This is a genomic window from Alcaligenes sp. EGD-AK7, assembly GCF_000465875.3.
GTDB lineage: Bacteria > Pseudomonadota > Gammaproteobacteria > Burkholderiales > Burkholderiaceae_B > Alcaligenes > Alcaligenes phenolicus.
Genome location: NZ_AVOG02000056.1, coordinates 115,055 through 129,282 on the forward strand (window position 1 = coordinate 115,055; position 14,228 = coordinate 129,282).

General features: G+C 56.6%; 10 protein-coding genes and 1 other RNA gene. 10 read left to right on the plus strand and 1 reads right to left on the minus strand.

Going from position 1 to position 14,228, the window contains the following annotated elements:
• Window positions 1-105: 105 nt before the first annotated feature.
• The 8 genes from N879_RS16245 to yfaE all read left to right on the plus strand — a co-directional run bounded on the left by N879_RS16245 (window position 106) and on the right by yfaE (window position 11,205).
• Window positions 106-1,446, plus strand: a complete 1,341-nt coding sequence (locus N879_RS16245; protein WP_009455071.1) for a cytochrome ubiquinol oxidase subunit I — start codon at window positions 106-108, stop codon at window positions 1,444-1,446.
• Window positions 1,443-2,492, plus strand: coding sequence for a cytochrome d ubiquinol oxidase subunit II (locus N879_RS16250; protein ID WP_009455069.1), 1,050 nt, complete (start codon window positions 1,443-1,445; stop codon window positions 2,490-2,492). Before N879_RS16245 ends, N879_RS16250 begins: the two co-directional genes overlap by 4 nt.
• Before the next feature lie 8 nt (window positions 2,493-2,500).
• Window positions 2,501-4,273 (plus strand): ClcB-like voltage-gated chloride channel protein, encoded by a 1,773-nt coding sequence (locus N879_RS16255; protein ID WP_022983447.1) that lies wholly within the window; start codon window positions 2,501-2,503, stop codon window positions 4,271-4,273.
• Window positions 4,274-4,294: 21 nt separating this feature from the next.
• Entirely contained in the window at window positions 4,295-5,431 is a 1,137-nt protein-coding gene (locus tag N879_RS16260) for a hypothetical protein (protein ID WP_009455065.1), read from the plus strand.
• A gap of 9 nt (window positions 5,432-5,440) precedes the next feature.
• On the plus strand, window positions 5,441-7,267 hold the full coding sequence (recQ, locus tag N879_RS16265) for a DNA helicase RecQ (protein ID WP_009455063.1): 1,827 nt from the start codon (window positions 5,441-5,443) through the stop codon (window positions 7,265-7,267).
• A gap of 198 nt (window positions 7,268-7,465) precedes the next feature.
• Window positions 7,466-9,745 (plus strand): class 1a ribonucleoside-diphosphate reductase subunit alpha, encoded by a 2,280-nt coding sequence (gene nrdA, locus N879_RS16270; protein ID WP_031232983.1) that lies wholly within the window; start codon window positions 7,466-7,468, stop codon window positions 9,743-9,745.
• An 18-nt stretch (window positions 9,746-9,763) separates the two neighbouring features.
• Window positions 9,764-10,900 (plus strand): class Ia ribonucleoside-diphosphate reductase subunit beta, encoded by a 1,137-nt coding sequence (gene nrdB / locus N879_RS16275; protein ID WP_009455059.1) that lies wholly within the window; start codon window positions 9,764-9,766, stop codon window positions 10,898-10,900.
• Entirely contained in the window at window positions 10,897-11,205 is a 309-nt protein-coding gene (yfaE, locus tag N879_RS16280; RefSeq protein ID WP_009455057.1) for a class I ribonucleotide reductase maintenance protein YfaE, read from the plus strand. Before nrdB ends, yfaE begins: the two co-directional genes overlap by 4 nt.
• A 15-nt stretch (window positions 11,206-11,220) precedes the next feature.
• On the opposite strand, the gene abc-f is transcribed toward yfaE, so the two are convergent.
• Window positions 11,221-13,032 (minus strand): ribosomal protection-like ABC-F family protein, encoded by a 1,812-nt coding sequence (abc-f, locus tag N879_RS16285; RefSeq protein WP_009455055.1) that lies wholly within the window; start codon window positions 13,030-13,032, stop codon window positions 11,221-11,223.
• A gap of 65 nt (window positions 13,033-13,097) precedes the next feature.
• Here abc-f and rnpB point away from each other — a divergent pair.
• Together rnpB and mraZ are read left to right on the plus strand one after the other, a co-directional pair.
• Window positions 13,098-13,504, plus strand: an RNA gene (gene rnpB, locus N879_RS16905) — RNase P RNA component class A.
• 289 nt (window positions 13,505-13,793) lie between these two features.
• Window positions 13,794-14,222, plus strand: a complete 429-nt coding sequence (gene mraZ, locus N879_RS16290) for a division/cell wall cluster transcriptional repressor MraZ (protein ID WP_009455053.1) — start codon at window positions 13,794-13,796, stop codon at window positions 14,220-14,222.
• Window positions 14,223-14,228 lie beyond the last annotated feature (6 nt).

Sequence of the window (14,228 nt, forward strand, 5' to 3'; positions counted from 1 at the left end):
TTTAGAGGGGTATTTACCCCATGAACGGGTTCTAAAAAATCAGGGAAGAACTTGGGGTAGTATGGTGGCGTTTGCAGGCTAATTCACCCTACACTAGCGCTCATTATGACGCACTCCGCCCTTTCTCTGTCTCATGCCCAGTTTTTCCTTAGCCTGGGCTTCATGCTGCTGTTTCTGGCCCTGGAGCTGGGACTGGCCTGGGTGTTGCTGTATTTCAAGATCAGAACCTTTGGCAACAAGGCCGCGGCCTGGATGGGGGCGTACCGTTTTTGGGTGCGTCTGTTTGCGCTGGCGTTTATTTTAAGCTTTGCGGCGTCCATGCCCGTGCTGCTTCAGTTTGGCAGTGTCTGGCCGGGCCTGATGGAGCAGGTGGGCGATGTCATCGGTCCCATGCTGGCCGCCTCCATGCTGTCCTTGTTCATTTTCAAATCCTGCTTTTTGGGTGTGATGCTGTTTGCCCAGCGCATGCTGTCCAATCTGGTTCATACCGTGGTGGTGCTGATGGTGGCCCTGGGCGTTACCGTCACGGCGTTCTGGTTGGTGGCGATTGTGGCCTGGATGCAGGTGCCAACGGGTGTCGATGTGATTGAAGGCCATTATGTGGTGATGGAATGGCTGGATGTGCTCAGCACGCCCGCCTTACCCTGGTATGCCGGTCTTTTGTTTGCAGGCAGTTTGCTGACGGTGGCCTTTTTCATGTTGGGTGTAACCTGCGCCCAGACCATGCAAAAGCCGGTTACCGATCAGGAGCGTCTGGCCTTTCGCAGTGCCTTGTTTCTGGGCGGGGTGGCTTGGCTGGCCCTGATCCTCGCCGTGATAGGCAATGGTTTCATGACTGCGGAGCATCAGCCTGCCAAGGCAGCGGCTGCGGCGGCGTACTGGGAAAGCGGCTCGCAGCCTGATTTGATTCTGGTGGCGGCGCCCTCCGCCATGCAGGACAGTGTTCTGGGTGTGCTGCGCTGGTCTCATGCAGGTGGACGCTGGTTGGGTCGTAATGACAGTGGCATTTTGATGGGTCTGGATCAGTTTTCCGACGCCATGCCGCCCGTCACCCTGACCTTCTGGTCCTTCCGTGTAGCCGTGCTGGCAGGAGCCTTGATGCTGTTCCTGCTGTTGTGGGTCTTGTTGCGCACTCGCCGTTATGGCCTGGACCCGCACTCTCTTTCTTATAGAGAACGTCAGCTCATGGTGGTCGCCTCGGTGTTGGGCTGGATCATGTTGCTGGGTGGCGCAGCCTACGTCCTGTTGGGCTTTTTGCCTTATCTGGTCGGTAACGATATTCAGGCCGTGCAAGTGCAAAGCACCGAGAGCGTCTTTACCGTCGGGCTGGGTTTGCTGAGTTACGGCCTGGTCTACGTCTTGTGCATGATTGGTTTTTTCCAGAAGTTGCGACATGCCGTTCGTTTTGGTGTGGTACCGATCGCACGTCATCGGGGGCGGGCATGATTGACTCTTTTGCAAATGCGCTGGGCCTGGGTGCCCATGATCCGGCGTTCTGGATGCCGCTGGCGTTTCTGGCCCTGTTCTTTTTGATCATTGTGGCCGGTACGGTTCTGGACGGCTTCGATATTGGCGTGGGCTGCCTGTCCTTGCTGGCACCAGACTCCTTGCGTCCCCGCATGCTGTCATTGCTGAGCCCCTGGCGCGATGCCAACGAGTTCTGGCTGTTTCTGGGGCTGGGTTTGTTTGTCTGCGCTTTCCCCAAAGCCTGGGGGGCGGTGATGGGCGGCCTGTACGGACCGTTATGTGCGCTGGGTGTGGGCGTTTTTGCCCGTTCCGTCTCCTTCGAATTCCGACTGCGCGCGCCGGTAGAGCGTCAGTCCCGCTGGCAAATGGGTTTTGCCCTGGGGTCCTGGTTGACGGCGTTTTCCCATGGTGTGCTGCTGGCGCAGGTCGTAGTGGGCTTTCAGAGCGATGCCGGTTATATCTGGTTCTCTGTCTTCATGGGCTTTTGTGCTATTGCCGCGTACTGCTTGCTAGGCGCTAGCTGGCTCATCATGCGTGAAGCCGGCGAGCTGCGTGCCCGAGCGGTCAATTGGGGCCGTCGTTCGGTACGCTGGTTTGCAGCCGGTGCCGTGGGTGTGTCCGTCGTGTTGGCCTTTGTGAATGCCGGCGTGCTGCTTAAATGGAGCGACGGGCCGTATTGGGGCTTGGTATTGTTCCTGTGGGCCTTGATTCTCAGCTGCTTTGTGTCGATTGAAATGAGCCTGCAGCGCATGATCAACAGCAGCTATCGCACCACGACCTTGCCCTTTTTGCTGACCCTGTTCGTGATGGTGTCCGTCATGGCCGGGCTGGCGTTCAGTTTCTTCCCCTATCTGATCCTGGACGAGATGACGATCTGGGACGCCGCTGCCGGGGTGCCAGCCCTGAGCCTGATCCTGTCGGCGATTGTGATTACCTTGCCCATCGTGCTGATTTTCAACGTGTGGGTGTACTGGCGCATGTTTGGATTGTCTCGCCCACCTTTGCCGCCCAGCTTTAAAGGCTGACCTTTTTTATGATTGCCCATTCCGTGCTGTCGATGCGCAAGCGTCTGCAGGGTTTCAAGTGGTTGTCTGATATGCCCGCCATGCTGGCCTGGGCGGTCTTGGCTGGTATTTTGGGTGCCTTGGCGACTTTGGCCTTTCATCAGGGCATGCGCTTGGTGCAGCAAGTTGTCACGGGTCAGCACGGGGGGATCGTCGCAGTCACGGAAAGTCTGCCCTGGTACATGCGCCTCCTGTTTCCCACCTTGGGCGGCTTGTGTGCCGGTATGCTGCTATGGCTGGCAGGGCGTCTGCCGTCGGGAAGCAATTCTGACTATATGGAAGCTGTGGCCATTGGCGATGGCCGCTTGTCCATTCGCCAGGGGCTGCTGCGATCCTTGTCGTCCTTGATGACGGTGGCCTCGGGCGGCTCGATTGGCCGCGAAGGGGCGATGGTGCATCTGGCCTCCTTGTCCGCTTCCGCGATTGGCCGCTTCACCTTGTTTGGTGAAGCCCGTCTGCGCCTGCTGGTGGCCTGTGGCGCCGCAGCCGGTGTAGCTGCCGCTTATGGCGCCCCGATCGCCGGTGCCGTGTTTGTGGCCGAGATTGTGCTGGGCACCATGACCATGAGCAGCTTTGGCCCCCTGTTGATGGCGGCTGTCAGTGCTCACCTGACCATGCGTATGCTGGGTGGTTATCATGCCCCTTACGAAATGACGAATGTTCAGGCCGTTGCGGGTTGGGACATCTTGCCCTTTCTGGTCCTGGGTGTGCTGATTGGTCTGGCTGCACCCGCTTTCCTGAAATTGTTGAATCTGTTCCGTACCCTGTTCAAGCGTACTGGCCTGGGTTTGCCTTTGCGCTTGGCTTTGGGTGGTTTGTTGCTGGGACTTTTGCTGATTGTCATGCCGCGCGTGGCGGGTAATGGCTTTAGCGTAGTGTCCTCCATGCTGCACAGCGACTGGGCCTGGTACAGCGTGCTGCTTATCCTGGCGTTCAAGGTTCTGGCCACAGGGCTGACAGTTGGTTCGGGCGCTGTCGGCGGTGTGTTTACCCCCGCCATCTTTGTGGGCGCGGCCTTCGGTACCTTGTTTGGTCAACTGACTTTGCTGATCTTGCCAGGTCTGGATTTACCGTTGTACTTGTTCACCTTGGTGGGCATGGGCGCGTTTCTGGGGGCCGCCACCAGCGCTCCCTTCATGGCCATACTGATGTTGTTTGAAATGACGTTGAGCTATCAGTTGGTGCTGCCCTTGATTGTGGCCTGTGTCATGGCTTATTTTGTGTCCCGTGGTGTGGCCGAGGTCGCCATGTATGAAGTCACCCTGGTGCGCGAGCGCGATGCCTTGCTGCGCCACAAGTTGCGTCACACCACCTTGGCCGAGCTGGTACGTCCGGCTGATACCGTCGTCAGCACCACCACCCAGATGCGTGATGCCTTGCAGATGTTTCTGGACTACCCCGTGCGCTATTTGTATGTGGTGAACGAGGAGCAAGTTTATCAAGGTGTGATTGCTCAGCCTGACCTGACTCGAATGTTGTTGGACGACAACGCTGCCCAGGAGCGTGTGGTGGGCGATATTCTGCGCATGGATTTCGTCAAGACGCTCTACCCGAATATGAGTCTGGACGAGGCTCAGGAACACTTTGTGAGCTTTGCCGGGGAGCGTCTGCCTGTATTGAATGGTGACGGCTCGGGCCGTCTGATTGGTGTAGTCTATAAGTCTGCTGTGCTGGAAAAATACTCCGCCATCAAACGCTCCCTGGATGCGAGCGGCGAAGTGATGCTGGATGCCCGGCGCTAAACTCTTTTTGTGACATAAATCATGCGTACAAAAGCTTGCCAGCGAGGCTTGGCAGGCGGGCTGTTGGTCGGTCTTGCCATGCTGTTCGCTGTTCCATTGGCCACCGCTCAAAATCGTGTTGGGCTGGAGAATTTGTCTGCTACCCGCGTGTATGGCGTGGATGAGGCGCAGGCCATCCCGGCCCAGGAGCTCCCGCCCGTGGAGCCATTTTTTGATGCTACGCAGTGGCATCGCCAAGGAGATCAGGACCTGCTCAGTCCAGCGGCCTCCATGGATTACACATTTTCCGATTTCAGTTTAAGCGGTGCCAGCACCGCCAGTCTGGCGCGCTCCATCCAATATAGTCAGCAGTCCTCTCCAATTTGGAGTGCCCGCTGGTTGAGCAGCGCGCCCGACCAGGTCTGGCAGTTTGGCGAGCGCAACTGGCGCTATGTGAATGAAGACGGGCTGCAACTGACCCTGGGCAATGACACGGTTACCGCACCGGACTGGGCGCGGCCCGTGGAACTGGGCGGTATCAATATCACTCAGCAGTTCGAGCAGGGCCCGGCCGGGCCATGGCGCTATGCCCTGGCCGTTGGCGCGCTGGACATGACGGGCAAGCAGGATAACGGGGATCTTGTGTATGGCTCTTCGGCTGGCAGCTTGATGCTCAGTACCGATGTCACCAGTCGTACCAGTATTGATACCCAGATGGAAAGCGCTCGTGATTTTGGGCTGACCGGTCTGGGTGCAACCTATCGATCGCCGGACTTTGGCGTGTGGCAGGCCAGCGTGGCCAAAGCTTCCCATGCGGTGGGGCAGGGGTGGCGATATCAGGCAGCCTACGGCCTGGATGTGCTGGAGGATTTGCACCTGCAGTGGCAGGGTGAACGCTACCAGGACAATTTTCTGGATTTGAGCCGTTACCAGGGCATGAAGGTGGATGCGGCCAGCAGTCGGCAGATTGTCGGTCTGTCCGTGCCCCTGCGCCGCTGGGGTGAAGTGAAGACTCAGTACGAGGTGCAGCAGGTAGTTGCCGGGGGGGAGAACCGCTACCTTGGGGTCACGCAGCAGTTCTGGTACAGTCCCCACCTTAGGGTGGGTTTGCAAGCTCGCCGTCATCTGGAAAGTCGTCAGTCGAACATCGCGCTGCGTTTTTCTATTCCGATTTTTTAAGCAGGCGGCATGGCCCAGTCAGCACTTGAGGTTCTTCAGGAAGTTTTTGGTTATGACAGTTTTCGTGGTTCTCAGCACGAGATTATCGAGACCCTGATCCAAGGCGGTGACGCCCTGGTCTTGATGCCCACTGGCGGCGGCAAGTCGCTCTGTTACCAGATTCCTGCTTTGGTGCGAACCGGCACCGGCGTGGTCGTGTCCCCCCTGATTGCCTTGATGCAGGATCAGGTGGACGCCCTCAACGAGTTGGGCGTTAACGCGGCGTATTTGAACTCCACCCAGGATTGGCAAACTGCCCGCGAGGTCGAGCGCGAATTTCTGACGGGGCAGTTGGATCTGCTCTATGTGGCTCCCGAACGTTTGCTGACAGACCGCTGCCTGGATTTGCTGGCACGCGGCCAGATTTCCCTGTTTGCCATTGACGAAGCCCACTGCGTATCGCAATGGGGTCACGATTTTCGCCCTGAATATCTGGGTCTGGATTTGCTGGCCCAGCGTTGGCCAGGTGTGCCACGGGTTGCCTTGACCGCTACCGCCACTCAGTTGACGCGGGTAGAAATTGCCCAGCGCCTGAAGCTGGAGGATGCCCGGCATTTTGTTGCCAGTTTTGATCGTCCCAATATTTGCTACCGCATCATTGAAAAGAACGAGGTGCGCAAGCAGCTCTTGAGTTTCATTCAGGAAGAGCACTCCGGAGATGCGGGGATTGTGTATTGTCTGTCGCGCTCGCGCGTGGAAGACACGGCCGAGTTCCTGTGCAAGAACGGTATTCATGCCTTGCCCTATCATGCAGGACTGGACGCGCAGCAGCGCGCCATCAACCAGGCTCGCTTCCTTCGAGAAGAAGGGGTGGTCATGGTGGCGACCATTGCTTTTGGCATGGGCGTCAATAAACCGGATGTGCGTTTTGTAGCCCACATTGACCTGCCCAAATCGGTGGAAGGGTATTACCAGGAAACCGGGCGGGCAGGGCGCGATGGCGAAGCGGCCACGGCCTGGCTGGCCTATGGCCTGCAGGACGTGGTGCAATTGCACCGCATGATTAACCAGTCGCAAGGCGATGCGGCACACCGACGCCAGCAGGGACAGGCGCTGGATGCCATGTTGGGCCTTTGCGAAACCATTTCCTGCCGTCGCCAGCGCTTGCTGGCGTATTTTGACCAGCAAATAGAACCTTGCGGTAACTGCGACACCTGTCTGGAAGCGCCAGAAGCCTGGGATGGCACAGTGGCGGCGCAGAAAATGCTCTCCACCATCTATAGATTATGGCGTGAGCGCGGTCAGCGCTTCGGGGCCGGGCACCTGATCGACATCCTGCTGGGCAAGCTGACGGATCGTGTCAAAGAGCACGAGCACGACAAGCTGACCGTCTTTGGTGTGGGCAAGGATTTGACCGATCAAGCCTGGCGCGGAGTGCTGCGCCAGTTGCTGGCGCATAGCTTGGTCACGGTGGACCCGGAGGGCTACGGCACCTTGTTGCTGACCGAGGCCAGCCGCGAAGTGCTGAAAGGGGAGCGCACCCTGATGTTGCGGCGCGAAACCGTAACACGCGGACCGGCTGCACACCGAGTAAAAGGTCAGGCGCCTGCCGGACCTGCTCTTGAACCCGATCAACAAAGACGATTCGAGGCTTTGCGCGCCTGGCGTGCGGCCACCGCACGCGAACATGGTGTGCCAGCCTATGTCATTTTCCATGATGCTACTTTGCGCGAAGTGGCCATTCGCTGTCCTAGTTCAGAGGCTGATCTGGAGCCGATTACAGGCATAGGCGTACGCAAAAGAGAGGCCTATGGCGAGGCTTTGCTGCGCTGCGTTCAAGAGCTCCAGACGCAATAGGAAATTGTTAGCAGAGCAAAGATTAGTTGCATTTTTATGCGCTGAATCTGCTCTGCAGTCGCAAAACCGCTATTCGCTCAATCCGCTATATGTAGTAGAATGACGCCAATATCACACTATATATGGTGTGCATCAACTGACGCTGGCGGCTGCAAAAGCCGCGTCTTCCGTCAATCACCCCCGATTTCAGAGACTGACATGCAATCAACCGAACAGCTAATGGTCACCAAACGAGATGGCCGTACAGAACCTATTAACCTCGACAAGATTCACCGAGTGGTTGATTGGGCCGCTGAAGGTCTGAGTAATGTGTCCGTCTCCCAAGTAGAGCTGCGCTCTCACATTCAGTTCTATAACGGCATTCGCACTAGCGACATCCATGAAACCATCATCAAGTCGGCTGCGGATCTGATCTCCGAAGATACGCCTGACTACCAATATCTGGCTGCCCGTCTGGCGATTTTCCATCTGCGCAAAATCGCTTTTGGTCAGTTTGAACCTCCAAGCCTGTTCGATCACGTGACCTTGCAAACCAAGGAAGGTCGCTACGATCCGCATCTGCTGCAAGACTACACGCGCGCCGAGTTCGATGAGCTGGATGCTCATCTGGATCACTGGCGTGACATGAACTTCTCCTACGGTGCCGTCAAGCAGCTGGAAGGCAAGTATCTGATTCAAAACCGCGTGACCAAGCGCATCTACGAAAGCCCCCAGTTCCTGTACATACTGGTGGCCATGTGTCTGTTCGCCCGTTACCCAGCCGACACACGTCTGAGCTTTATCAAACGTTTCTACGACGCGGTATCGCAATTCAAGATTTCCTTGCCCACGCCCATCATGGCTGGCGTGCGCACACCCACCCGTCAGTTCAGCTCTTGCGTGCTGATCGAATGTGACGACAGCCTGGACAGCATCAATGCTACGACCAGCGCCATTGTTCGTTACGTATCGCAGCGCGCCGGTATCGGTATCAATGGTGGCCGCATTCGCGCCGTCGGCAGCGAAATTCGCGGCGGAGAGGCTCAGCACACCGGCTGCCTGCCTTTCTTCAAGATGTTCCAGGCGGCTGTGAAGTCCTGCTCGCAAGGCGGCGTGCGTGGTGGTGCGGCAACCTTGTTCTACCCCATGTGGCACCTGGAAGTGGAAACACTGCTGGTTCTGAAGAACAATCGTGGTGTGGAAGAAAACCGTATCCGTCACCTGGACTACGGTGTTCAGATCAACCGCTTGCTGTACCAACGCTTGATCAAGGGCAGCCATATCACGCTGTTCTCGCCGCACGACGTGCCCGGCCTGTACGAAGCTTTCTTTGCCGACCAGGACGAGTTCGAGCGTCTGTACGAGATGTACGAGCAAGATCCTGCCATCCGCAAGCGCAGCCTGCCTGCCGTGGAGCTGTTCTCCCTTCTGATGCAAGAGCGTGCCAGCACTGGCCGTATCTACATTCAGAACGTGGACCACTGCAACACGCACAGCCCATTCCAGGCCGACCGCGCTCCCGTGCGCCAGTCCAACCTGTGCATGGAAATTGCTCTGCCCACCAAGCCTTTGAACGATCTGAACGATCCCGAAGGCGAAATCGCGCTGTGCACGCTGTCGGCTTTCAACCTGGGTGCTCTGGAGTCCCTGGACGAGCTGGACGGTCTGGCTGAACTGATTGTTCGCGCTCTGGATGCTTTGCTGGACTATCAGGACTACCCGGTCAAGGCTGCGCTGAACGCAACCAACAAGCGTCGCTCCCTGGGCGTTGGCGTCATCAACTACGCTTACTACCTGGCCAAGAACGGCACCCGTTACTCCGACCCGGCAGCGTTGGGCCTGACCCACCGTACCTTTGAAGCCATCCAGTACTACCTGCTGAAGGCTTCGGTACAGTTGTCGCGTGAATACGGTCCTTGCGATGCCTTTGACGAAACAACCTATGCCAAGGGTCTGCTGCCTACCGACACCTACAAGAAAGATGTGGACGGTATCTGCAACGAGCCGCTGCACCTGGATTGGGAAGCCTTGCGTGCTGATATCGTCAAGCACGGTCTGCGCAACTCCACCCTGACCGCCTTGATGCCTTCGGAAACTTCCAGCCAGATTGCCAATGCCACCAACGGTATTGAGCCTCCGCGTGGTCTGGTATCCGTCAAGCAGTCCAAGGACGGTATCTTGCGTCAGGTGGTGCCTGAATTTGAAAAATATAAGGATCAGTACGAGTTGCTGTGGCAAATGCCTGGTAACGACGACTACCTGAAGTTGGTTGGCGTGATGCAGAAGTTCGTTGACCAGTCGATCTCTGCGAACACCAACTATGACCCACAGCGGTTCGAGGGTGGTCGCGTACCGATGAAGCAACTGCTCAAGGACTTGCTGCTGGCCTACAAATACGGTGTGAAGACCTTGTACTACCACAACACCCGCGACGGTGCCGATGATTCGCATGGCGAAGTAGAGGACGACGGTTGCGCAGGCGGCGCGTGCAAGATCTAAGCAAGGGTAAATAGCATCATGACTACCTATAGTACTTTTTCCAAAACGGATAACGACCAGCTCAAAGAACCCATGTTCTTTGGGCAGCCGGTTAACGTGGCTCGCTACGATCAGCAAAAATATCCGATTTTTGAAAAGCTGATTGAAAAGCAGTTGTCTTTCTTCTGGCGTCCGGAAGAAGTGGACATCACCCAGGATCGGATCGATTACCAGAACCTGCCTGACCACGAAAAGCATATTTTCATCAGCAACCTGAAATATCAGACCTTGCTGGATTCCATTCAGGGTCGCAGCCCCAACGTGGCCTTCCTGCCTCTGGTATCGATTCCGGAGCTGGAAACCTGGATTGAAACCTGGGCTTTCTCCGAGACGATTCACTCGCGTTCGTACACGCACATCATTCGCAATATTGCCAATGATCCGTCCGTTATTTTTGACGACATCGTGCGTAACGAAAACATTCAGCTGCGTGCGGCCGATATTTCTTCGTACTACGACGATCTGATCAGCGACACCATGCTGTATGCCCAACTGGGCGCGGGCGATCATGAGATCAACGGTGAAACCCGCACGCTAAGCGTCTACGAGCTGAAGAAGAAGCTGTACCTGTGCATGATGAGCGTCAATATTCTTGAGGCCATCCGCTTTTACGTCAGCTTTGCCTGCTCCTTCGCTTTTGCCGAGCGCAAGTTGATGGAAGGTAATGCCAAGATCATTCGCTTGATTGCGCGTGATGAAGCGCTGCACCTGACTGGTACGCAACACATCATCAATATTCTGCGTTCCGGTAGCGATGATCCCGAGTTCGCTCAGATTGCCCGCGAACTGGAGCCGGTCTGCTTTGATATGTTCAAAGACGCAGCCGAGCAGGAGAAACAGTGGGCGGATTACCTGTTCCGCGACGGTTCCATGATTGGTCTGAACAAGGACATTCTGGGACAGTACGTGGAATACATCACCAATATCCGTATGGGTGCTGTGGGCCTGAAGCCTGCGTTTGAGTCCGTCAAACACAACCCTATTCCCTGGATCAACACCTGGCTGTCCTCGGACACCGTGCAGGTGGCACCTCAAGAGGTGGAACTGAGCTCTTACCTGGTCGGTCAGATCGACTCGGCCGTGTCGGCTGGCGACTTCGACGGTATCGAGTTATGAGTCAAGTCCGGACAACTGATCATGACTTTCAGTTGCGGGACGGCGAAACTTTGTTGGAAGGTTTGGAACGAACCGGCCATCAGGTTGAGTATCAATGCAGGAGCGGCTATTGCGGCTCCTGCCGTATTCCTCTTGTGTATGGAAAGGTTGCTTATAAAGAGCAGCCTTTAGCGTATGTCGGCCCAGGCGAGGTTCTGCCGTGTTGTTGCACGGTACTCGAACCGATCATGGTCGATTGCCAGCGCATTGCCCGGATTGAGGAGGAACCGGAGGATCAGTTCGGCTTTACCGGGCTGAATCCCTGATTCCTCTGTCTCCCTTTAGCTGGCCAGGCGCTTTTCTTCCAGCTTTTCCCAACGCTCAAATAACTGCTCCAGGTCAGTGTTGAGCTGATCCAGTTGTTGGTTGATCTCGTCGGCTCGAGCAGAGCCATCTTTATACAGATCCGGTGCGCTCAGCTGTTCCGCCAGTTCGGCTTGCTGGCTTTCTATAGCCGCAATCTTCTCGGGCAAAGCTTCCAGCTCCTTTTCTTCCCACGGGGCCAGACGGCCAGGCTTGTTGGCCCTGTTGTTGCGCTCAGCAGCAGGCTTTTCAGCGGCGGGAGTTGGAGTGCTGGCTGCCGGTGTCTCGGCTTTGGCTTGCGGGCGTTGTGCCAGCCACTCGTCGTAGCCACCCACATACTCGCCCCAATGGCCGTCGCCTTCGGCCGCAATCACCTGGGTGACCACGTTGTCCAGGAAGGTACGGTCGTGGCTGACCAGCAGCACGGTGCCCGTGTAATCCTGAATCAGGTCTTCCAGCAGCTCCAGAGTTTCGATATCCAGGTCGTTGGTCGGTTCGTCCAGTACTAATACATTAGTAGGTTGGGCAAACATGCGGGCCAGCGCCAGTCGGGCGCGTTCACCGCCAGACAGACTGCGTACCGGGGAGTGAGCGCGGGCTGCCGGGAACAGGAAGTCTTCCAGGTAGCTCATGATGTGCTTGCGCTGATTGCCAATTTCTACCCACTCACTGCCGGGGCTGATGGTGTCCGCCAGAGTGGCGTTTTCGTCCAGGCGACTGCGCATCTGGTCAAAGTAGCCTATGTTCAGTTTGGTGCCGTGGCGCACGGTGCCAGAGTTAGGCTCTTGCAAGCCCAGCATGATGCGTAGCAGGGTAGTTTTGCCGGCGCCGTTGTGGCCGATCAGGCCAATACGGTCTCCGCGCATCAGCACGGTGGAGAAATCCTTGATCAGGATGCGGTCATCATAACCGTGCGTGACATCCTGCAGCTCGGCAACCAGCTTGCCGGAACGTTGACCTTCGGAAATGGCGAACTTGACGTCGCCCGAGCGCTCGCGTCGCTCGGCACGATCACGGCGCAATTGTTCCAGGCGGCGAACACGACCTTCATCTCGGGTGCGGCGGGCTTGCACGCCTTTGCGAATCCAGACCTCTTCCTGGGCCAGAAATTTGTCGAATTTGGCATTCTGCTGCTTTTCCGCTTCCAGGTACTCAGCCTTGCGTTCCTGCCATTGGCTGAAGTTGCCGGGGAAACTGAACAACTTGCCGCGATCCAGCTCGACAATTCGCGTTGCCACCACATCCAGGAAACGGCGGTCGTGGGTAATGATGACCGCGCTGCCACGGAAATCCAGCAGCAATTGTTCCAGCCAAAGAATGCCGTCAAAGTCCAGGTGGTTGGTGGGTTCGTCCAGCAAGAGCAGGTCGGGTTCGTTCACCAGGGCATTGGCCAGGGCGACGCGTTTACGCTGTCCGCCCGACAAGCTGCCAGCCCGTGCATCCGGATTCAAGCCCAGCTTGTCGATCAGGGCGTTGACGCGGGCAGGGCGTTGCCAGTCTTCGGCTTCGGTGAAATCGCCACACAGCAAATCGTAAATGCTCAGATTCGGATCCAGCTCCGGTTCTTGTTCGACGGTGGCTACTTTCAGCCCGCCCAGTCGTTTGACCTGACCATCGTCAGGAGCTTGACGTTGATCCAGAATTTTCAAAAGCGACGATTTGCCAGCACCATTGCGCCCGATCAGACCGATACGTTCATTGCTTTGAATGACCAGATCGGCATGGTCCAGCAAAGCATGGTGGCCGAATGCCAATTGGGCATCGGTCAGGGAAATCAGATTGGTGGACATAAGACTCCAGATAAATCAGCGCGTCCTGCGAATTTCTCTATTGTCGCAGGTTACAATGCATCTGTGAGGCAGGCTGGGCAGTCGCGGTACGTAAGTGTCGAGGAAGGTCCGGACTCCATAGAGCAGGGTAGCGGCTAACAGCCGTCCGGCAAGTGTGGCATCACGCCAGACGAGCCGAGGACCAGGGCCACAGAGACGAGACCACAGCAAGGGCTTGCGCAAGCAGGCACAGATACGGCGACCTCCGTGTTTTCTTGTACTTCGGTGCAAAGTGCTGTGGGGTGAAACGCGGTAACCTCTACCCGGAGCAATACCAAATAGGCATACGCAGGCTTTTAGCCCGAGAGGCGGCTCGTCTTAGTATGCGGGTAGGTAGCTAGAACCGGCCAGTAATGGTCGGTCCAGAGGAATGATTGCCGGCCAGCGGGTTCCCGCTGGCATACAGAATCCGGCCTATAGGCCTGTCTCACACTTCTCCCGGCGTTCGCCACCAATTGCACCGGTTTCGTACATTTGAAAGCAATTGTTAAGGATGTTGAATCCTTGGCAAGAGTCGCTTGCGCGCATTTTTATAACAATTCACTTTTAATGCGCCCTGCAATTTCTTGATTTCACACAGTATTTTTTTTTAGCCACTTCTAGGATAGTGCGCTAAGTGCTTGTTGTGATTGAAAAAATTGCAACCACTGCCTTGACCGCAAAGGCTTTCCCCCGTAGAGTGGGGAAAAGTAGGAAATAGTGTAAAAAAGTGGGGGAAAATAGTGTTCCAAGGCAGCAGCGCACTCACACTGGATGCTAAGGGTCGGATGTCCATTCCGACTCGGCACCGTGACGCGCTTTTGCAGCAGGAACAAGGCCGCTTGACCCTCACTCGCCATCCCGACGGCTGTTTGCTGGTGTATCCGCGCAGTGTGTGGGAAGAAAAGCGCGAACAAATTGCCCGCTTCCCCATGAGTGCCCGTTTCTTGCAACGCCTGCTGCTGGGTAGTGCTCAGGACGTTGATCTGGACTCCGCTGGTCGGATATTGATCGCTCCCGAACTGCGCACCGCAGTGGGGTTGGAGCGCGACGCCATGCTGCTGGGTATGGCCACCCATTTTGAGTTGTGGAATGCGCAGGAACTGGAACGCCGACAGGCCCAGGATCTGGCTGAAAACTCCACAGACGTATTCGACACTTTTTCTTTCTGAGTAAGT

What these genes read in the sequence shown, in the direction of transcription:
- N879_RS16245 (WP_009455071.1), top strand. Translation starts at nt 106, where the DNA reads ATGACGCACTCCGCCCTTTCTCTGTCTCATGCCCAGTTTTTCCTTAGC.
- N879_RS16250 (WP_009455069.1), top strand. Translation starts at nt 1,443, where the DNA reads ATGATTGACTCTTTTGCAAATGCGCTGGGCCTGGGTGCCCATGATCCG.
- N879_RS16255 (WP_022983447.1), top strand. Translation starts at nt 2,501, where the DNA reads ATGATTGCCCATTCCGTGCTGTCGATGCGCAAGCGTCTGCAGGGTTTC.
- N879_RS16260 (WP_009455065.1), top strand. Translation starts at nt 4,295, where the DNA reads ATGCGTACAAAAGCTTGCCAGCGAGGCTTGGCAGGCGGGCTGTTGGTC.
- recQ (WP_009455063.1), top strand. Translation starts at nt 5,441, where the DNA reads ATGGCCCAGTCAGCACTTGAGGTTCTTCAGGAAGTTTTTGGTTATGAC.
- nrdA (WP_031232983.1), top strand. Translation starts at nt 7,466, where the DNA reads ATGCAATCAACCGAACAGCTAATGGTCACCAAACGAGATGGCCGTACA.
- nrdB (WP_009455059.1), top strand. Translation starts at nt 9,764, where the DNA reads ATGACTACCTATAGTACTTTTTCCAAAACGGATAACGACCAGCTCAAA.
- yfaE (WP_009455057.1), top strand. Translation starts at nt 10,897, where the DNA reads ATGAGTCAAGTCCGGACAACTGATCATGACTTTCAGTTGCGGGACGGC.
- abc-f (WP_009455055.1), bottom strand. Translation starts at nt 13,032, where the DNA reads ATGTCCACCAATCTGATTTCCCTGACCGATGCCCAATTGGCATTCGGC.